Below are 19,829 nucleotides of genomic sequence, written 5' to 3'. Positions count from 1 at the left end.
CCGGCGGCAAGATCTGGTCGCAGCGGCTCATCCCGGTATTATCGCGCCAAGCTCCCGCCGAGGGGCGGCGGAGACACCACCCGGAGGAAACGAAACATGCGGGCAACCCGTTCAGCTTTCGGCGCCGTCGCGCGCCGCGCCCTTCTCGCGGCCCTGGTCGCCGTACCGGCCGTGACCGGCGGCGCCAGCCTCGCCTCGGCCACCGACACAATCAAGGTCGGGGCCCTGCGCTTCGCCTCCCACGCCGCCAGCTTCATCGCCTTCGAGCGCGGTTACTTCAAGGAGGCCGGGCTCGACGTCGAGTTCGAGTTCTTCCAGGCGGCCCAGCCGATGGCGGTGGCCATCGCCTCGGGCGATATCGACTACGGCATCACCGCGATCACCGGCGGCCTGATCAACCTGGCCGACAAGGGCGCGATCAAGGTGATCGGCGGCGTGATGCACGAGGAGAAGGGCATCGACGGCTCCGCCATCGTGGTCTCAGACGCCGCCTTCAAGGAGGGTGTGACCTCCCCCGCCAAGCTCAAGGGCCGCAGCTTCGCCATCACCCAGGCCGGTTCCTCCTTCCACTACATGGCCGCGCGCATCGCCGAGAAGGAAGGCTTCACCGTCGCCGACATGAAACTGACCCCGCTGCAGAAGGTGCCGAACGTCATCGCCGCGCTGAAGTCCGGCCAGGTCGACGCCTGGGCCATCGTCCCGCACATCGCCAAGGCGCTGGCCGGCGGCGGTGCGGTGCACATCATCGGCTGGGTCAACGACTACGCCCCGGACTATCAGGTGACCACCGTCTTCACCTCGGCCGACATCGCCGCCGGCAAGCGCGACCAGACCGAGCGGTTCCTGACCGCCTTCGCCAAGGGGGCCGCCGACTTCAACGCCGCCCTGGTCGACAGGACCGCCGGCGAGGACGAGGCCGAGGCGGTGACCAAGCTGATCCACAAATACGTCTACACCACCCAGCCCTACGAGAAGGCCTCGGTGTCGATCCGCAACGGCGCGATCCGGCTGAACGAAGGGGCGAAGCTCAACGTCACCAACGTCGCCGACCAGCTCGCCTGGTTCAAGGCGGAGGGCCTGGTGAAGAGCGATATCGGGATCGACGGTCTGGTCGACCCGAGCTACGTCGAGACCTACTGACCCCGACGGGAGCGGGCCGTGGACCTGAAGATCCGGGACGTCGGCCACGCCTACGGCCCGCTCACCGTGCTGGACGGGATCGGTTTCGAGGTCCCGGCCGGCCGCATCGTGTGCATCGTCGGCCCGTCCGGCTGCGGGAAATCCACCCTGCTGCGGATGATCGGCGGGCTGGAGCGGCCGGATAGCGGCGAGATCCTGCAGGTCGGCGCCCCGCCCGCGGCCAGCCTCAACCCGCTGACCTTCATCTTCCAGGATTTCGCCCTGCTGCCCTGGCGCAGCGTGGAGGGCAACATCCGCCTCGTGCTGGAGGACCATCGCCTGGGCGCGGCGGAGACGGAGCGGATCGTCGCCGGTGTGCTCGCCCGCACCAACCTCACCGAGTTTCGCAAGGCCTGGCCGCGCCAGCTCTCCGGCGGCATGCGCCAGCGCGTGGCGATCGCCCGGGCGCTGGCGGTGTCGCCCGCCGTCATGCTGATGGACGAGCCGCTCTCGGCCCTGGACGCCCAGACCCGCGAGCTGCTGATGGCCGATCTGGTCGCCCTGTGGGAGCGCGAGCGGTTCTCCGCCGTCTACGTCACCCACAACCTGGCGGAAGCCGTACGGCTCGGCCACCGGGTCATCGTGCTGTCGCGCCGTCCGGGCCGGATCCGCGAGATCGTCGATATCGACATGCCCCTGGGCGAGCGGACCGACCGCATGGCCGAGCTGGAGGCGCATCAGTCCCGGCTCTGGGCACTGATCCGCGACGAGGCGGAAGCGGCGGAGAAGGAGCTGGTCGGTGGCTGAGAAACAGGTTCAGCCGGTCCCGTTCCGCGGCGGCGGCTTCACCGCGCGCAAGCTGGGGCTGGTCGGCCCGCTGGTGTTCGTGGCGATCGTCGCCCTGTGGGAGATCGGGTGCCGCACCGGGGTGATCCCGCCGCTGGTGCTGCCCGCCCCCTCGGAGGTCTATGCCGCCCTGGCCCGGCTGGTGGAAACCGGACTGATCTGGGACCATCTGGGCGCCTCGCTGCAGCGTCTCGTCGTCGGCTGGAGCCTGGGGACGGTGCTGGGTGTCGCCGTGGGCTTGAGCATCGGGCTGTTCTCCCTGGCCCGGGCCGGGCTCGCCCCCATCGTCGCCGCCATCTTCCCGGTGCCGAAGATCGCCCTGCTGCCGCTCTTCGTCATCTGGTTCGGCATCGGCGAGGGCTCCAAGGTCGCCACCATCCTGTTCGGCACCTTCTTCCCCACCGTGGTCGCCACCTATGGCGGAGTCGACAATGTGGACCGCACCCTGATCCGCATGGGCCAGTCCTTCGGGCTGTCCTGGTTCTCCATCGTGCGCAAGATCATCCTGCCCGGCGCGCTGCCGGCGATTCTGCCGGGCTTCCGGATCTCCGCCGCCATCGCCATCGTGCTGCTGGTCGCCGCCGAGATGATCGGCGCCGAATACGGCATCGGCGCCTATATCCTGCTGGCCGGCAGCCTGATGGCGACCGACGAGCTGATCGCCGGCGTCGCCATCCTCTCGGCCATCGGCCTGGTGGTGAACTGGCTGATCAGCCGGGCAGAACGCGCCCTGCTCGCCTGGCGCCGCTGATCCGGCCTGCCGACCAGAATCTATTGGCCGCCATCCCCGACCGGCTTCGGCGGTTCGGCCTCTTCCGCGTCCGGCTGCGGATCCTCGGTGCGCGGATCGAGCTCGAACATCATGGTGCCGCCACGCGGGGTCGGCACCAGTTCCGCCTGCTCCTCCAGCGCCACCGGCGGGCGCGCCCTCAGACGCCACAGACCGAACAGCACCAGCAGGAACCACACCGCGGAAACATGCAGGAACAGAGCGCGCGGCCCCATCGCCTCCATCAACAGCGAGGCGATCAGCGGACCGACGATGGCGCCCAGGCCGTAGGTCAGCAACAGGCCGCCGCTCATCACCACGAAGTCGCCGGCCTCCAGCCGGTCATTGGCATGGGCGAGCGCCAGCCCGTAGATCGGCAGGAACAGGCCGCCCAGCGCGAATCCGGAGATTATGGCCCAGGTTACCGAGATCGACGCCAGAAACGCCGCCGCCGCGCTGACGATGGAGGTGGCGAAGGCGGCGGCGATAAGCAGCAGGCGGCGGTCGAAATGCCGGTCGAGGGCGGCGATCGGCACCTGCATCACAGCACCGCCGATCACCACCGCCGTCATGAACAGGGAGATGCCGACGGCATCGAGCCCGGTCTTCTGTCCGAACACCGCGCCGAGCGACCAGAACGCCCCATTGCCCACGCCCACCGCCAGGGCGGTGGCGAGCCCGAGGGGGGAGATCCGCCAGAGATAGAACAGCCGGATCTTCACGTTCTGGATCGGCGCCGGCGCCTGGGCGGTCGAGACCGCCGTGGGCACCAGGGCCAGAACGATCAGGATCGCCGACAGGCTGAACAGCTCGAACCCGGCCGGCGAGGCGACGCTGAGCAGGAGCTGGCCGACCGACACCGCGCTCAGGTCGACGATGCGGTAGACCGAGATGATCCGCCCGCGGGTCTCGTCGGTCGCCCGGTCGTTCAGCCAGCTCTCCACGATCATCGTGAGCCCCGACATGGCGATGCCGGACAGGGCGCGCAGCAGGAACCAGGCGACCGGATCCCCCGCCAGCGCATAGGCCAGCGCCGTCGCCGCCGCCAGGGCGGCCAAGGCTGCGAAGCTGCGGATATGGCCGACCCGCTGCACGATCCGCGGGGTCAGCAGGCAGCCGATCACGTAGCCGACGAAATACCCGGACATGGCGAGGCCGATGGCCCCCGTCGCCATGCCCCCCAGGGCCGCCCGGGTCGGCAGCAACAGGGTCAGCAGCCCGTTGCCGGCAAGCAGCAGGGCGAGACTGGTCAGCAGGGCGGAGACGGAAGCGATCATGGGATCCCGGGCGCTATCGCGGAAAGGAACGGACGGCCTAGGATAGGGGTTCAACGACACACCGGGCAAATGAACAGCCCGGGACAGCCGGAGACGCCCCGCCATGACCCATCCCTCGCTCACCCCCCAGGACCCGCTGGACCCGTCGCTTCTTCCCGACGGCGTGCGCTCGCGCTTCGTCGAGGACATCAACGGGCTGCGCATGCATCTTCTGGAGGCCGGATGGGAGAAGGCGGCGGACAAGCCCTGCCTGCTGCTGCTGCACGGCTTCCCGGAGCTGGCCTATAGCTGGCGCAAGGTGATGCCGGCCCTGGCCGAAGCGGGCTATCACGTGGTCGCCCCCGACCAGCGCGGCTACGGCCGTACCACCGGCTGGGACGCCGAGTACGACGGCCCGCTGACGCCGTTCCGCCCGCTGAACCTGCTGCGCGACATCCTGGGCCTGCTGGCCGCGCTGGGCCGCCGGCATGTGGAGGCGGTGATCGGCCACGATTTCGGCTCGCCCATCGCCGCGACCTGCGCCCTGGTCCGCCCCGACGTGTTCCGCGCCCTGGCGATGATGAGCTCGCCCTTCCCCGGCCCGCCGAAGACGCCGTTCGAGGCGCCGGCGGCGAAGGCGGACGTCCATGCCGACCTCGCCGCCCTGGCCCGGCCGCGCAAGCATTACCAGTGGTACTACGCCACCCGCCCGGCCAATGCCGACATGACCGACTGCCCCCAGGGTCTGCACGCCTTCCTGCGCGCCTATTACCACCACAAGAGCGCCGACTGGGCCGGCAACCGGCCGTTCCGGCTGGACGGCTGGACGGCGGAGGCGCTGGCACAGATGCCGACCTACTACATCATGGACCTGAACGAGACGATGGCGCAGACCGTGGCCAAGGAGATGCCGTCCGACGCCGAGATCGCCGCCAATAGCTGGCTGCCGGAGCGCGAGCTGGCGGTCTATGCCGGCGAGTACGGCCGCACCGGCTTCCAGGGCGGGCTGCAATGGTACCGCTGCAACACCACGGGCGCCTTCCTGTCCGAGCAGGAGGTGTTCTCAGGACGCACCATCGACGTGCCGGCGACCTTCATCGCCGGCGCCCAGGACTGGGGCATCCACCAGTTCCCCGGCGCGCTGGAGGCGATGGCCAGCGATGCCGTCTGCCCGGACTGGCGCGGCACCCACCTGATCGAGGGCGCCGGCCACTGGGTGCAGCAGGAGCAGCCGGAGGCCGTGGTGGAGCAGCTGCTGGCGTTTCTGCGGGGGGTGTAGAAAGCGCGCTCGTTATGATTCCACCCCCCCACACTCTCCGGATTTATTCCGGGGCAATCGGGTCAACCGGGCGGGGGTGGGTGGATTTTCTCCGACGCCAGGTTTCGCGCCCAGCGCTTGCCCCGGAATAAATCCGGGGAGTGTGTGAAAGGGATGGGGGGAGTGAGGTCATCGCCATGACTCTGCCGCCCGACAGGCGTATGATCGCGGCCCCGCATCCCGATATGCCGAGTGCCCCCGCCCATGTCGCTTCCTCCGCACTTCCTCGACGAGCTGCGCGACCGCGTGACGGTCTCCAGCGTGATCGGCCGGAAGTACAAGCTGGAGCGCAAGGGCCGCGAGTTCCTGTCGCTCTGCCCGTTCCATAACGACAGCAAACCGTCGCTCTCGATCGTCGACGACAAGGGCTTCTATCACTGCTTCGCCTGCGGGGCGCATGGGGACGTCTTCAAGTTCCTGATGGAGAACGACGGCCTCAAGTTCATGGAGGCGGTCGAGCAGGTCGCGTCGCTGGCCGGACTGGAAGTGCCGAAGGAGAGCCCCGAGGAGCAGCAGCGCGCCGAACGCCGCCGCTCGCTGCAGGAGGTGGTGGACCTCGCCTGCCGCTGGTACGAGCGCCAGCTCCACACATCGGCCGGCGACGCCGGACTGCGCTACCTGAAGGAACGCGGCCTGACCGACGAGACGGTCAAGGCCTTCCGCCTGGGCTGGGCGCCGGACGACCGCAAGGCGCTGCAGCGCGCCCTGAAGGCCGAGGGCGTGGACACCGAGGTGCTGGTGGAGGCCGGTCTCGTCAAACGCTATGACGAGGGCGAGCGCGCCGGCGAGACGGTCGACTACATGCGCGGCCGGGTGCTGTTTCCGATCACCGACCGGCGCGGCAAGGTCATCGCCTTCGGCGGCCGGGTGCTGGGCGACGGCCAACCGAAATACCTGAACTCGCCGGACACCCCGCTGTTCCACAAGGGCCGGGTGCTCTACGGCCTGGCCCAGGCGCGCGAAGCCGCCCACAAGTCCGGCGAGCTGCTGGTCGCCGAAGGCTACATGGACGTGATCGCGCTCGCCCAGGCCGGCTTCCCGGCGGTCGCCCCGCTCGGCACCGCGCTGACCGAGGACCAGATCGTCGAGCTGTGGCGCCTGACGCCGGAGCCGATCCTGTGCTTCGACGGCGACACCGCCGGCCAGCGCGCCGCGCGCCGCGCCTGCGACCGCGCCCTGCCGCTGCTGAAGCCCGGCCATTCGCTGCGCTTCGTCACCCTGCCCGAAGGCCAGGACCCGGACGACCTGATCAAGGGCGACGGCAAGAAGGCGCTGCGCGACATTCTCGGCACCGCCCGGGGGCTCGCCGACTTCCTGTGGGCCAGCGAGCTGGTGTCCAACCCCACGGACACCCCGGAACGCCGGGCCGCCTTCTTCAAGCGCATGCGCGACCTGGTGCGCGAGGTCGCCGATCAGGGCGTGCAGATCGCCTACCGGGACCACATGGAGGCCCGGATCGAGGAGATGCGCAGACCCCAGGGTCGCAACGGGGGGCGCGGCTTCGGCGGAGGCGCCGGGCGCGATCAGGGCCGGGGCGGATTCCAGCGGAGCCGGGGCAACGACCGCCAGCGCGGCGGACGCTGGACCCCGCCGCCGCCGCCCGAACCGGTCGGCAGCCGCACCGCCCGCGCCCGGGTCGATGCGGTCCTGCCCCGGCGCCAGCAGCAGGTCATTCTGGCCACGTTCATGCACCATCCGGGACTGCTGGACGAATTGGGCGAGGTGCTCGCCACGCTCTCCCTCGACGACCCATTCCTTGACAAGCTTCGCCGTCAAATTCTAGAGATCAACGCGGAGGACCCTGGGCTTGACGCGGACGGTCTTCGCGACCACTTCATGGCGTTAGGTTATTCGGACACTGTGGATGGCTTGCTGGCCGACGAGGCGCTGCACCATGCGGGCTTCGCTCGGAAGAGCGCCAGCCATTCCGATGCGCGACAGGGATTGGCGGAACTGCTTGGACGATTCGCCGGCCCTCTGCTACGAGAGCAACTGTTCGATGCGCAGCGGGAATACGGACAGACATTCAGCGAGGCTAGCTGGCAGCGCATGCTGAGCCTGCAAAGCACGCTTCAGGCGATTACCTCCGCGTCGGCGCTGGAAGACGCGAACTGAGAACGGAGCCGGGGTCGACACCGGCGACAACGATGAGGTCGAAGGCTCATGGCGACTAAGACAGCGACGGCGGCTCAGAACGACGACGAGGACACCCGCGAAGAGGGTGCCGCGCCGGACGGGCCGCTGCTGGACAATATCAACCAGGCGGTCAAGAACCTCATCAAGAAGGGCAAGGAGCGGGGCTACCTGACCTATGACGAGGTGAACTCGGCCCTGCCCCAGGAGGAGATGTCCTCCGAGCAGATCGAGGACATCATGAGCGCCCTCAGCGAGATGGGCGTCAACGTCGTCGAGAACGAGGACGACGGCGACAAGGACGAGGACAAGGGCGAGGCCGACGGCGCGGTCGCCGGCAACGTCTCCGACGAGGATGTCGGCCGCACCGACGACCCCGTGCGCATGTATCTGCGCGAGATGGGTTCGGTCGAGCTGCTGTCCCGCGAGGGCGAGATCGCCATCGCCAAGCGCATCGAGGCCGGCCGCGAGATGATGATCGGCGGCATCTGCGAGAGCCCGCTGACCATACGCGCCCTGGTGCACTGGCGCGACCAGCTCAAGGACGGCGCCATCCTGCTGCGCGACGTCATCGACCTGGAAGCCACCTACGGCGCCGAGAACCCGCCGGCCGCTCCCGCCGCCGAGGGCGTCGGCGGCGACGGCACCGCCACCGAGAAGGCCGAGGGCGAGACCGAGGACGACGACGAGGATTCCGAGGACGGCGAGGACAACAACCTGTCCCTGTCGGCGATGGAGCAGCAGCTCATCCCGCAGGTGCTGGAGAACTTCGACAAGATCGCCGACACCTACGGCAAGCTGGCGCGCATGCAGAAGCGCCGCATCGAGAAGCTGACCCGCGGCGAGGAGCTGGCCCGCACCACCGAGCGCAAGTACGAGAAGCTCAAGGGCGAGCTGATCGAGGCGATGGAGAGCGTGCGCCTGAACAACGGCCGCATCGAGGCCCTGGTCGAACAGCTCTACTCGCTGAACCGCCGCATGACCCAGGTGGACATGCAGCTCTGGCGCATGGCCGACAGCGTGAAGGTGCCGCGCCAATCCTTCATGGCCGAGCATTTCGGCAACGAGCTGGAGCCCGGCTGGGGCGAGCGCGTGTCGAAGAAGGACGCACGCTGGGCCCGGTTCTTCGAGAGCTACGGCGACCAGATCGAGAACCATCGCGCCGACCTGGCGGTGATCTCGGCCGATGCCGGCCTGCCGATCAGCGAGTTCCGCCGCATCGTCCAGACCGTGCAGAAGGGCGAGCGCGAGGCCGGCCGCGCGAAGAAGGAGATGGTCGAGGCGAACCTGCGCCTGGTGATCTCCATCGCCAAGAAATACACCAACCGCGGCCTGCAGTTCCTGGATCTGATCCAGGAGGGCAATATCGGCCTGATGAAGGCGGTCGATAAGTTCGAATACCGTCGCGGCTACAAGTTCTCGACCTACGCCACCTGGTGGATCCGCCAGGCGATCACCCGCTCGATCGCCGACCAGGCCCGCACCATCCGCATTCCCGTGCACATGATCGAGACGATCAACAAGCTGGTGCGCACCTCGCGCCAGATGCTGCACGAGATCGGCCGCGAGCCGACCCCGGAGGAGCTGGCCGAGAAGCTGGTGATGCCGCTGGAGAAGGTCCGCAAGGTCCTGAAGATCGCCAAGGAGCCGATCAGCCTCGAGACGCCGATCGGCGACGAGGAGGACAGCCATCTCGGCGACTTCATCGAGGACAAGAACGCGGTCCAGCCGCTCGACGCCGCGATCCAGGCGAACCTGCGCGAGACCACGACGCGGGTGCTGGCCAGCCTGACGCCGCGCGAGGAGCGGGTGCTGCGCATGCGCTTCGGCATCGGCATGAACACCGACCACACCCTTGAAGAGGTCGGCCAGCAGTTCAGCGTGACCCGTGAGCGTATCCGTCAGATCGAGGCGAAGGCGCTCCGCAAACTGAAGCACCCGTCGCGGTCGCGAAAGCTGCGCAGCTTCCTCGACTACTGATCCCCTGCCTGAGGACGACATGGGGTGCGGGGTCCCAGGGAAAACGAGGATCCGACGGTCAAGGCCGCGGCGGCGAAACCGGACTCCCTAGTCCGGCGGGGCCTGAGCCGGGTGTACCGGTTCAGGTCGGTCAGGATGGCGTTCCTGGCCGTCATCCTGCCCCTGGTGATCACGGTGGTCGGCGGGTTCTTCGTCCTGCTGGAGGTCGAGACCTATAACGACGCGGTCGAGCGGCTCGAGATGAAGCTCGACCGGACGCTGGCCAGCAATTCGGTCATGCTGGCCCGGGCGGTGTGGGAGCGCAACGAGGCCCTGATCGCCAGCCAGGCGGTCCCGGCCTTGATCGACCCCGACCTGATCGGCATCTTCATCACCGACCGCGCCGGCCGCACCCTGGCCGAGTTCGGCGCGCGCGAGACACCCCTGGGCAAATCCATAACCGGCGAGGCGCCGATCCGGTACGATGCCGGCGCCGATCTCCAGGAGGCCGGCCGGCTCGAGCTGGTGATGACGGATGCCGGCATCCGCGCCTCGGCCCGCTCGCGCACCCTGGTGCTGATCGCCTTCGCCATCCTGCTGAGCGTCGCCATCGTCTTCGCCGCCCAGGCGGCATTCGACCTGGTGATCGGCCGGCCGCTGAAGGAGCTGCAGAAGGCGATCGACAGCACCCGCCTCGGCGCACCGCGCGAGGAGGTGCAGTGGAGCGGCGCGGACGAGGTCGCCCGGGTGATCGAGGCCTTCAACCGCATGCAGCGCCGCCATACCGCCTATGAGAACGCTCTCGACGAGGCCCGCATCGATCTGGAGCAGCGGGTCGAGGAGCGCACCGTCGAGCTCAAGCGCGCCCGCGACGAGGCCCGCGCCGCCAACCGCGCCAAGAGCGCCTTCCTGGCCAATATGAGCCACGAGCTGCGCACCCCGCTGAACGCGATCATCGGCTTCGCCGAGGTGCTGAAGAACCAGAAGTTCGGCCCGCTGGGCGACGAGCGCTACAGCAGCTACGCCGAGATCGTGCGCACCAGCGGCACCCACCTTCTGGACCTGATCAACGACCTGCTGGACCTGTCGCGTGCCGAGGCCGGCGGCCTGATCCCGGCGGATTCGACCCTCGCCGTCGACGCCCAGATCCGCCGGGCCATCGACATGAGCCGGACGGAGATCGACGCCTCGGGCCTGACGGTCCGGGTGGCGGTCGACGCGGACGTCCCGCCGCTGCGCGCCGACGCCAGGCTGATCCTGCAGCTCCTGTCCAACCTGATCACCAACGCGGTGAAGTTCACCCGGTCCGACGGCACCATCACCATCGGCGCGGCGGTCGACGACCGCCGGTCGGTGTCGCTCTTCGTGGCCGATACCGGCATCGGCATTCCCGAGGACCAGATCGACAAGGTGCTGGAGCCCTTCACCCAGCTCGATACCCGCCTGCACCGGGAACACCGCGGCGCCGGGCTCGGGCTGCCCCTGTGCCGGGCCATCGCCCAGGCCCATGGCGGCCAGATCCTCATCGAGAGCACGTTCGGCGAGGGGACCCGGGTCACCGTCATCCTGCCGCCCTGGCGCGCCCTGCCGCCGGCCGACGACACTCCGCCGGCGGAAGCCTGACCGTCAGGTGCGCCGCTGCCCCGGCTACAGGATGCGTTCGAGAAAGATCGTCTCGGCGATCGGCGTGTCGTAATAGGCGGTCCGGCGGCTGAAGCCGAGTTTGGCATACATGGCCACCGCATCGCCCATGCGGCTCGGCATGGTGTCCAGCACCATGGCGGTGAACCCGGCCGCCCGGGCATGGACCATTGCCGCCTCGCCCAGGCGCCGGCCCAGCCCGAGGCCGCGGCCCGCCGGCCGCACATAGAGCCGCTTCATCTCGCAGATGCCGGAGCCCAGGGCCGGCAGCGGCTTCACCGCGACGCCGCCCAGCGCCGCCCCGTCGACGGCCCGGGCCAGCAGGATGCCGCCGGGAGGACCATAGACCCGCTCCAGCTCCGACAGCTCCGCCTCCAGCCCCTGATAGCCGAGATCGACCGCCAGCCAGTCCACGTATTCGCGGACCAGGGCGGCGAAATCGGCACGGTCCGACGTGCTGGCCGCCACCGAGACAGTGACGGCCTCGGTCACGGCATCACCAGCTCGCCGCGCATCATCGCCACGCAGCGACCGCCGACCCGGATCGCGGTTGTGGCACCGCCGGCCCGGTCGACCTCGCCCAGGAGCAGGGACGGGCGGCCCATCTCCACCCCCTGGGCGATGCGCAGGGCCATCATGCCATCCGCCGGTCCGTCGAGTTCCGCCAGCAGGCCGAGCAGGGCGCCGTTGGCGCTGCCGGTGGCCGGGTCCTCGTCGATATCGTCGAGCGGCGCGAACATCCGGGTCCGCACGTCGACCTCGTCCTCGTCGCCGGTGCGCAGGTAGCAGTGGATGTCGTAGACCGGCCGGGTGGCGAGACGGCTCTCGAACTCCGCCCGGATCGGCCGCGCCGCCTCCAGCGCCGCCCGATCCGCGAGTTCGACCAGGATGAACTCCAGCCCGACCGTGCCGCCGATCGGCGGGTGGCGGTCGATGCGGATGGCGCTTTCGGACAGGCCCAGGCAGGCGGCGATATCGGCCGCCGGCACCTCGGTGCCCCGCTGGAAAGGCTGCGGCACCGTGAGCTGGGCGCCGACCGGCGTGCCGCCCTCGCTCAGGATCGAGATCGGCACCAGCCCGGCTCCCTCCTCGAAGCGGACCGCATCTGCCACCGGTCTGCCGAACAGGGTCCCGCGCCGGGCGACGACGGTGGCGGTGCCCACATTGGGATGCCCGGCGAAGGGCACCTCGCGCGTCGGGGTGAAGATCCGCACCTGGGCTGTGTTCGCCGGGTCCTTGGGCGGCAGCACGAAGGTGGTCTCCGAATACGCGAATTCGACGGCGATGGCCTGCATGCGCTCGGTCGTCAGGTGCTCGCCGCCGAACACCACCGCCAGCGGATTGCCGCCGAACGGGGTCTCGGTGAACACGTCCACGGTCTCGTAGGTCAGGGTCATATCGATCTCCTCAGTCCTCGATGGTCCCGCGCAGAACGCGGACGGACCGGCCGCCGATGCGCACGGCGGTGCTGATGCCGTCGTCGTGGTCGACCGCCCCCTGGAGCAGCGACGGGCGGCCCATTTCCACCCCCTGGGCGATCCGCTTTCGCTGGGCTCCCTGTCCCGCCTCCAGCGTGCCGAGCAGGCCCATCAGCGCGCCGCAGGCGCTGCCGGTGGCGGGGTCCTCGGCGACGTTGCGGATCGGCGCGAACATGCGCGCCCGGATGTCGATCTCCGGCTCCGCCACCCGGGCGTAGCAGAGGATCGCGCCGTTGGCGGCCACGGCCGGCTGGTCGGCGAAGCGGGCCGCCACCGGCTGGGCCCGGCGGATCGCCTCGGCATCGCTCAGCTCGGCCAGGATGAAGGGCAGGCCGACCGAGCCGATCACCGGCGCGTGGCGGGCGACGGTCACCGCCGTCTCCTCCAACCCCAGACAGGCTGCGACCTGCGCCACCGGGATCTCCGCGTGACGCGAGAAGGCGGCGGGGGCGGTGAGCGTGGTCGCGATAACCGCCCCGCCCGCGCGCTCCAGGGTCACGGGCACCACGCCGGCGATCTCCTCGAACAGGACCGTGTCGCCGAGCGGCCTGCCGAACAGCTCCCCGCGCCAGCCGACCACCGCGGCGGTGCCGACATTCGGGTGGCCGGCGAAGGGCATCTCGCGCTTGGTGGAGAAGATCCGCACCCGCGCGGTGTTCGCCGGGTCCTCCGGCGGCAACACGAAGGTGGTCTCCGAGTAGTTGAACTCCCGGGCGATCTGCTGCAAGCGCTCGGTCGGCAGCCCCTCGGCACCGAACACCACGGCCAGCGGATTGCCGCCGAAGCGGGTGTCGGTGAAGACGTCCACGGTCTCGAAACTCAGGGTCATTCCTCGGTCCTCACACGTGTCGAAGGGCGCACTTCACCCGGTCGCGCCGGCCCCCCGGCGCGTCATGCCTCCCGCCGATGGGATGCCCTCAATCGACCAGGGCGATATTGATCCGGCGGTTCTGTTTTCCCTTGTTCTCGATCTTGGTCACTTCCAGCCGGCCGATCTCGGCGGTCGCCTTCACGTGGGTGCCGCCGCAGGGCTGGTAGTCCACGTCGTCGCCGATGCGGATCATCCGCACCGTGCCGGCCCCGGTCGGCGGCTTCACCGACATGGTGCGCACCAGATCCGGATTGCTCTCCAGCTCGGCATCGGTGATCGACCCGATCGTGACCGCGTGGTCGCCGGCGATCACCGCATTGAGCTTCTCGGTCAGGGCGTCCTTGTCCGGCACGTTCTCCGGCTCCAGGTTGAAGTCCAGCCGGCTCTTGGCGTCGCCGACCTGGCCGCCGGTCACCCCGCCATCCACCAGCGAGCACAGGATGTGCATCGCCGTGTGCATGCGCATCAGCCGGTGGCGGCGCTCCCAGTCGAGGGTCGCCGTCACGCTGTCGCCCTCGGCCAGCGCGGGCGCGCCGTCGGCCGGGACGTGGACGATGCCCGCGACGGTCTTGCCCTTGCGGGTATCCGCCACCCGGACGGTGCGCCCGTCTTCGGTCGTCAGCGTGCCGACGTCACCGGGCTGGCCGCCGCCGGTCGGGTAGAAGACGGTGCGGTCGAGGACGATGCCCTCCTCGCTCACCGCCACCACCTTGGCCTCGCAGGATTTGAGGTAGGAGTCCTCGCGGAACAGCTCCTCGGTCATGATCCACCTTTCGCGTGCGTTCGTCCGGGGTTCGATTCAGGACGCCCCGGCCAGGACTTCCCGGTAGACGTCCATGTCCACATTACCACCGGACAGGATCACGCCAACCTTGCGTCCCTGCCAGCGCTCGCGCACCTGCATCAGCCCGGCCAGCGGCACCGCGCCGGCGCCCTCGGCGATGTTGTGGGTGTCGGTGTAATAGGCGCGCATGGCGTCCTTGATCTCGTCGTCGGAGACCTTGATGATCCCGGCCGCACCCGCCTTGATCCGCTCGAAGGCGGCGGCGTTGGGCACCCGGCAGTCGACCCCGTCGGCGATGGTCGGCGCGCTGGCGGCGTTGGTGGAGACCGGATGGCCCGCCTCGAAGCTGAGCGCATAGGCCGGCGCGGTTTCCGACACCACGCCCCACACCTCCGCCTTGGAGCCGACCGCGTCCCGCGCCGCCATCACCGCGCAGATGCCGGAGCCGAGGCCGATCGGCACGAACACCGCCTCCAGGTCCGGCGCCGCCTTGAACAGCTCCATGCCGTAGGTCGCCACCCCGTCGACCAGCCGGTCGTGGAAGCTGGCGAACATGTGCAGCCCGCGCTCCTCGGCCAGGCCCTGGGCGTATTCGAAGCTCTCCTGGAAATCGCGGCCATGGACCAGCAGTTCGCCGCCCCAGGCCTGCATGGCGGCGTTCTTCTCCACCGAATTGCCTTCCGGCACGACGACCGTGGAGGACAGGCCGGCCCGACGGGCGGCGATCGCCACGGACTGGCCGTGATTGCCCCGGGTTGCGGCGATCACGCCGGTCACGTCGGGCCGGGTGCGGCGCAGGTGGTCGACATAGACCGAGCCGCCGCGGATCTTGAAGGCGCCGGCCGGCGTGTGGTTCTCGTGCTTGACCCAGACCTCGGCCCCGACCCGCTCGCCCAGCAGCGGCCAGGCGTATTGCGGCGTCGGCGCCATGACCGAATAGACGATCTCGGCGGCGGAGTTCAGGCGGTCTAGCGCATCGCTCTGGCTCATCGGTCCGGTCCTTGTGTCTGCATTGTCCGCGAGCTGTCTGTCGTGGGGTCTGTCATGGGGACAATGTTACGATTGTCTTTCTGATTGTCCGGCATATTGTCTCCCTTCATTCGGTTCAAGCGGAACATTGTCACCATGACACATTGGCTTCCCGATATCGGCCGGCGCACCGGTCCCCGCTACCGGGCCATCGCCGAGGCCATCGCCGACGACATCCAGGCGGGCCGCCTCGGCGTGGGCACGCGGCTGCCGACCCATCGCGACCTCGCCTGGCGCCTGGGCGTCACCGTGGGCACGGTCACCCGCGCCTATAAGGAGGTCACCGCCCGCGGCCTGGTGGACGGGGAAATCGGCCGCGGCACCTTCGTGCGCGACCCGCGCACCCATGGCTGGGGCCGAAATTCCGACAGCGAGCCGGCGCCGGTCGACATGGGCCTGAATTTCCCGACCGAGATGGCGGAGTCCGAGGCCGCGCTGCGCGCCACGCTGGCGCAGATCGTCGCCGATCCCCGCGACCTGCGGCTGGCCGACTACGACACCAATGGCGGCCGACGCGAGCATCGCGCGGCGCTCGCCCACTGGATCGCCGGCTTCGGCGTGGACGCGACGGCGGAAACCACGCTGATCACCGCCGGCGCCCAGCACGCGATCTCCTCGGCCCTGCAGGCGCTGACCGAACCGGGCGACGTCGTCCTGTGCGATCCGCTGACCCATCCGGGGTTCATCGGCGTCGCCTCGACCCTGCGCCTGCGCACGGTGGGGGTGGACTGGGACGGCGACGGCATGGCGCCCGACGCACTCGACGCGGCGATCCGCCACCACCGGCCCAAGGCGCTGTTCCTCATCCCCACGGTGCACAACCCGACCTCGCTGACCTTTGCCGAGCCACGGCGGCGGGAGCTGGCGCGGGTAATCGAGCGCTACGGCCTGCCGGTGGTGGAGGACGACCTGTACCGGGCCTATGCCGATGCCGACGTGCCGGCGCCGATCTCCGCCTTCGCGCCGGAGCATGTGATCTACCTGACCAGTGCCTCCAAGCACCTGTCACCGGGCCTGCGGGTCGGGGCCCTGCACATGCCGCCACGGATGCGCACACGCGGCCGGGCGGCGATCCGGGATTCTGTGTGGATGGCGGCCCCGCTCACCGTCGAGGTGGTGACCCGCTGGCTCGCCGACGGGACGGCGGACCGGCTGCGCGACGGCAAGCGGGGCGCGCAGATCCGCCGGGCCAATGCCGCCCGTCATGTGCTCGGCCCGCTGATCTCGATCCGCTGCGAGGCCAGCCCCCATGCCTGGCTGCAGGTGCCCGACGCCTGGGAGGGAAGCGACGCGGCGGCGGCCTTGTTGGAGCGGGGCGTGGTGACCACGGCGGGGGAAGTGTTCGCGACGGTGACCGGCGCCGGCCGCAACCGCATCCGCCTCGCGCTGGGCCGCCCGCGCAGCGACGACGACGCCATCGCCGGCCTGCATATCGTCGCCGAGACCCTGCTGCACGGTCCGGCGGAGGACCGTGCCTTCATGTGAGGGCTCAGGGCAGCGCCGCGAGGATCGCCTCGGCCACCGGCCCGGTCCGCATCAGCGGACCCATATGCCCGACGCCGGAGAGCGGTGTGACGGCTGCCCGCGGCAGATGCCGCATCGCCCCGGCCACCATGCGCCGGGCGATCTCCGGCGAGCGGTCGCCATGGATCAGCGTTGTCGGCGGCGCGGCCGTCCAGATCTCCGGGGCGATGGTCACGCCGCCCGTGGCCTGGGTGTCTGCCACCACGCCGGCGGCCTGGGCGGTCAGCCGGGCGCGGGCCGCCTCCGGCAGGTCGGCCCAGGGCGTGTCGTTCCAGACCTCCACGAAGACCCGTACGGCGTCCTCGTCCCGGCCGTCGGCCAGATGCCGCTGCATCTCGGCCGCCATCTCCGCCTCGGCGGCGATCAGGTCGGCATCCGCCTCCGGGTCCAGGGCGTCGAACAGGATCGGCTCGAACAGAACCAGCCGGTCGAGCGCCACCGAGGGTGCCGCCAGCAGGCCCGCCAGCCCGCCCATGGAATGGCCGACCAGGGCCCTGGCGCCGCTGACCTCCGCCAGCCAGATGGCGATCGCCGCATGCGCCTCTACGGCCGTGGCCGCCCCCGGGACCCGGCTGTTGCCATAGCCGTGCAGCGCCGGCACCAGGCACTGCCACCCGGCCTCGGCCAGCCGCTCCGCCAGCGGCGCGTAGGCCTTCGGGCCGGTCGCGGCGGCGTGCAGCAGGACCAGAGGGCGGCCGCCCGGCCCCCAGCGGTGCACCTCCACCTGGCCGAAGCCGGTCTGCACGATCTCGCTCTGTCTTGCCGCCATGCCTGTTCCGACGCCTCGCTTGTGTGATCCGGCCCGCTCTCCCTATCATCGCGGGAAAGGACGGAAAAGGAGGGGACGGTCATGACGGTGCTGATCGCCGGCGGCGGAATCGGCGGGCTGACCCTGGCACTCAGCCTGCATCAGGTCGGCATCCCCTGCCGGATCTTCGAGGCGGTGGAGCGGCTGGCGCCGCTGGGCGTGGGCATCAACGTCCTGCCCCACGCGGTCCGCGAACTGACCGAGCTCGGCCTGCAGGACGAACTGCTCGCCCTCGGCATCCCGACGGCCCGCCTCGCCTATTACTCGCGCCGCGGCCAGGAGATCTGGTCGGAGCCGCGCGGACGGGACGCCGGCTATGCCTGGCCCCAGATCTCGATCCATCGCGGCGAGCTGCAGATGCTGCTGACCCGCACCGTGCTCGACAGGCTCGGACCGGACGCCATCGCCCCCGGCCATGCCCTGACGTCCTGGGAGGATCGTGGCGACCGCATCGCCGCCCGCTTCGCCGATCGCGGCGGCGCCCAGATCGCCGAGGTTGCGGGCGATATCCTGATCGCCGCCGACGGCATCCATTCCGCCGCCCGCGCCGCCCTGCACCCGGACGAGGGTCCGCCGATCTGGAACGGCGCCATCCTGTGGCGCGGCACGGCGGTGGCCGCGCCGTTCCTGGGCGGCCGGACCATGATCATGGCCGGCCACGAGTATCAGAAATTCGTGTGCTACCCGCTGCGCGATCTCCCGGACGGCCGCCAGCTCATCAACTTCATCGCCGAGCGCAAGTTCAGCCCCGATCAGCCCTGGCGGCGCGAGGACTGGAACCGGGCCGGGCGGGTGGAGGACTACCTGCCGCCGTTCGAGACCTGGGCCTTCGACTGGCTGGACGTGCCGGGGCTGATCCGGGCGGCGGAGACGGTCTACGAATACCCGATGGTCGACCGCGATCCGCTGGACGCCTGGAGCCACGGGCGGCTGACCCTGCTGGGCGACGCGGCGCATCCGATGTACCCGATCGGCTCCAACGGGGCGAGCCAGGCGATCCTGGATGCCCGCGTGCTGACCCGCGAGCTGCTGGCGCAGGGTCTAAGCCCGGCGGCGCTCCGGGCCTATGAGGCGGAGCGGCTGCCGGCGACGGCGAAGATCGTCACGGCCAATCGCGGCAACGGGCCGGAGCAGGTGATGCAGATGGTGGAGGAGCGCGCGCCGGACGGGTTCGACCGGATCGACGACGTGCTGAGCGCGGAGGAAAGGGAGGGGACGGCCGCGGCCTACAAGCGCCTTGCCGGGTTCGACAAGGACGCTCTCAACGCGCGGCCGCCCATCGTGCCGGAAGCGGCGGCCTGACCGGGGGCTGGGGCAAGCAAGTCAGACCGGCCGACGGCCGATACGATTATTCCTTGGTCAGCAGGGCGCGCGCCTGGACGACGGTGTCGGTGGCCGTGCCGAAGTCGCTCGCCTTGCACTGGGCATCGGCCTCCTTGATCATCGCCTCGACCGCCTTGTCGGTCTCTTCGGTGACCTCGGTCTCGTTCAGCATCTCGCGGGTGTCTTTGATGAGCTGGCCGCAGGTCTTGGCGTCGGTCGCCGGCGCGAGGCCGCGATTGGTATTGCCGGCGGCGGAGGCGGCGGTGGAGACGAACGCAAGCGCGAGCGCCGCAAAGACGGCGGTGCGGATGATTTGGAACGTCATTTGGGGAAGGGCCTCCCGGCCCGGTCGCGCGTGCGGCGCGGCGCGCCCCGGTTATCGCCGGACACAGTCGCCGGGCTCCCCAGATCGCGGCGTGGAATATCCTCTGCTATGCCCGGTCTTGAAAGAGGGGAACCCATGCGCCGGACGCGGAGCGGCCATGCTGTTTTGCGGATTTGATCCGCATCCCCATATGAATAGTTGGACAACGCAAGAGAGATAGAGGAAGCGCACGATGACCGACACGTCGCCGGATCGCACGAACGGCTATTACGGTCCCTCCGGCGAGGCCGAGCGGATCATGCAGTACGACGCCAACAAGAAGTCCGTGCTGATCGCCTATCTGCTCTGGTTCTTCCTCGGCACCTTCGCGGTTCACCGGTTCTATCTGGGTGCGGTGAAGAGCGCGCTGGTCATGCTCGGCATGTGGGTGATCTTCGGCGCTCTCTCCAGCATCACCTTCGGCGTGTTCGGCTTCCTGCTGCTGATCCCGGCGATCTGGTGGTTCCTCGACCTGTTCCTGATCCCCGGCATCGCGCGGGACAAGAACAACGAGCTGATCGCCATGCTGAGCCGCTGACGGCGGCTTTAGCATCCCCCTTCCGCCGCATCCTTGACCCAGCGGGCGGTTGCCCGTATACAGCGCGCT

18 protein-coding genes are annotated in these 19,829 nt (G+C 69.7%); 10 read left to right on the top strand and 8 right to left on the bottom strand.

From position 1 onward, the window contains the following. The first annotated feature begins 96 nt into the window (after window positions 1–96). The 3 genes from G578_RS0123455 to G578_RS0123445 are packed head-to-tail and all read left to right on the top strand — an operon-like array spanning window position 97 to window position 2,716. Complete coding sequence (locus tag G578_RS0123455) at window positions 97–1,140, top strand: ABC transporter substrate-binding protein (protein ID WP_051245210.1); 1,044 nt, start codon at window positions 97–99, stop codon at window positions 1,138–1,140. A gap of 18 nt (window positions 1,141–1,158) precedes the next feature. Further along, window positions 1,159–1,926 (top strand): ABC transporter ATP-binding protein, encoded by a 768-nt coding sequence (locus G578_RS0123450; protein ID WP_028796302.1) that lies wholly within the window; start codon window positions 1,159–1,161, stop codon window positions 1,924–1,926. Next, window positions 1,919–2,716, top strand: coding sequence for an ABC transporter permease (locus tag G578_RS0123445; RefSeq protein WP_028796301.1), 798 nt, complete (start codon window positions 1,919–1,921; stop codon window positions 2,714–2,716). Before G578_RS0123450 ends, G578_RS0123445 begins: the two co-directional genes overlap by 8 nt. 20 nt (window positions 2,717–2,736) lie before the next feature. Here G578_RS0123445 and G578_RS27925 read toward each other — a convergent pair whose 3' ends face one another. Then, a complete protein-coding gene (locus G578_RS27925; RefSeq protein ID WP_051245209.1) occupies window positions 2,737–4,011 on the bottom strand; it encodes an MFS transporter in 1,275 nt (424 codons plus the stop codon). 103 nt (window positions 4,012–4,114) lie between these two features. Here G578_RS27925 and G578_RS0123435 point away from each other — a divergent pair, with 103 nt between their 5' ends. From G578_RS0123435 to G578_RS28845, 4 genes are all read left to right on the top strand, one after another. Next, window positions 4,115–5,269 (top strand): alpha/beta fold hydrolase, encoded by a 1,155-nt coding sequence (locus tag G578_RS0123435; protein WP_051245208.1) that lies wholly within the window; start codon window positions 4,115–4,117, stop codon window positions 5,267–5,269. Window positions 5,270–5,512: 243 nt separating this feature from the next. Continuing rightward, on the top strand, window positions 5,513–7,423 hold the full coding sequence (gene dnaG, locus G578_RS0123430) for a DNA primase (RefSeq protein ID WP_028796299.1): 1,911 nt from the start codon (window positions 5,513–5,515) through the stop codon (window positions 7,421–7,423). Between the two features lie 48 nt (window positions 7,424–7,471). Further along, entirely contained in the window at window positions 7,472–9,421 is a 1,950-nt protein-coding gene (gene rpoD / locus G578_RS0123425; protein ID WP_028796298.1) for an RNA polymerase sigma factor RpoD, read from the top strand. 135 nt (window positions 9,422–9,556) lie between these two features. Next, entirely contained in the window at window positions 9,557–11,023 is a 1,467-nt protein-coding gene (locus tag G578_RS28845; RefSeq protein WP_051245207.1) for a HAMP domain-containing sensor histidine kinase, read from the top strand. A gap of 24 nt (window positions 11,024–11,047) precedes the next feature. Here G578_RS28845 and G578_RS0123415 read toward each other — a convergent pair whose 3' ends face one another. The 5 genes from G578_RS0123415 to G578_RS0123395 form a co-directional block, all read right to left on the bottom strand. Continuing rightward, entirely contained in the window at window positions 11,048–11,533 is a 486-nt protein-coding gene (locus G578_RS0123415; protein WP_028796297.1) for a GNAT family N-acetyltransferase, read from the bottom strand. After that, the gene (locus G578_RS0123410) at window positions 11,530–12,438 is read right to left on the bottom strand and encodes a PhzF family phenazine biosynthesis protein (protein ID WP_028796296.1); all 909 of its coding nucleotides are present in this window, start codon (window positions 12,436–12,438) and stop codon (window positions 11,530–11,532) included. Before G578_RS0123410 ends, G578_RS0123415 begins: the two co-directional genes overlap by 4 nt. 10 nt (window positions 12,439–12,448) lie before the next feature. Beyond that, complete coding sequence (locus G578_RS0123405) at window positions 12,449–13,348, bottom strand: PhzF family phenazine biosynthesis protein (RefSeq protein WP_028796295.1); 900 nt, start codon at window positions 13,346–13,348, stop codon at window positions 12,449–12,451. Window positions 13,349–13,436: 88 nt separating this feature from the next. After that, a complete protein-coding gene (locus tag G578_RS0123400) occupies window positions 13,437–14,153 on the bottom strand; it encodes an alanyl-tRNA editing protein (protein WP_028796294.1) in 717 nt (238 codons plus the stop codon). A 36-nt stretch (window positions 14,154–14,189) separates the two neighbouring features. After that, the gene (locus G578_RS0123395) at window positions 14,190–15,164 is read right to left on the bottom strand and encodes a threonine dehydratase (protein WP_028796293.1); all 975 of its coding nucleotides are present in this window, start codon (window positions 15,162–15,164) and stop codon (window positions 14,190–14,192) included. 135 nt (window positions 15,165–15,299) lie between these two features. Between G578_RS0123395 and G578_RS0123390 the strand changes: the two genes are divergently transcribed. Continuing rightward, window positions 15,300–16,688, top strand: coding sequence for an aminotransferase-like domain-containing protein (locus G578_RS0123390; RefSeq protein ID WP_028796292.1), 1,389 nt, complete (start codon window positions 15,300–15,302; stop codon window positions 16,686–16,688). 4 nt (window positions 16,689–16,692) lie between these two features. Here the strand turns inward: G578_RS0123390 and G578_RS0123385 are convergent, their stop codons facing one another. Then, window positions 16,693–17,496: an alpha/beta fold hydrolase gene (locus G578_RS0123385; RefSeq protein WP_028796291.1), complete on the bottom strand. Its 804-nt coding sequence runs from the start codon at window positions 17,494–17,496 to the stop codon at window positions 16,693–16,695. 81 nt (window positions 17,497–17,577) lie between these two features. Between G578_RS0123385 and G578_RS0123380 the strand changes: the two genes are divergently transcribed. Next, window positions 17,578–18,837: a flavin-dependent oxidoreductase gene (locus tag G578_RS0123380; RefSeq protein ID WP_028796290.1), complete on the top strand. Its 1,260-nt coding sequence runs from the start codon at window positions 17,578–17,580 to the stop codon at window positions 18,835–18,837. A gap of 46 nt (window positions 18,838–18,883) precedes the next feature. On the opposite strand, the gene G578_RS0123375 is transcribed toward G578_RS0123380, so the two are convergent. Further along, the gene (locus G578_RS0123375) at window positions 18,884–19,183 is read right to left on the bottom strand and encodes a hypothetical protein (RefSeq protein WP_028796289.1); all 300 of its coding nucleotides are present in this window, start codon (window positions 19,181–19,183) and stop codon (window positions 18,884–18,886) included. Window positions 19,184–19,415: 232 nt separating this feature from the next. On the opposite strand from G578_RS0123375, the gene G578_RS0123370 reads away from it, so the two are divergent. Next, window positions 19,416–19,760, top strand: a complete 345-nt coding sequence (locus tag G578_RS0123370) for a TM2 domain-containing protein (protein ID WP_028796288.1) — start codon at window positions 19,416–19,418, stop codon at window positions 19,758–19,760. The last annotated feature ends 69 nt before the right edge of the window (window positions 19,761–19,829 follow it).

This window comes from Thalassobaculum salexigens DSM 19539 (assembly GCF_000423805.1).
GTDB lineage: Bacteria > Pseudomonadota > Alphaproteobacteria > Thalassobaculales > Thalassobaculaceae > Thalassobaculum > Thalassobaculum litoreum.
Note: the sequence above shows the minus strand (reverse complement) of the source record. Positions and strands in the feature narration are given on the sequence as shown.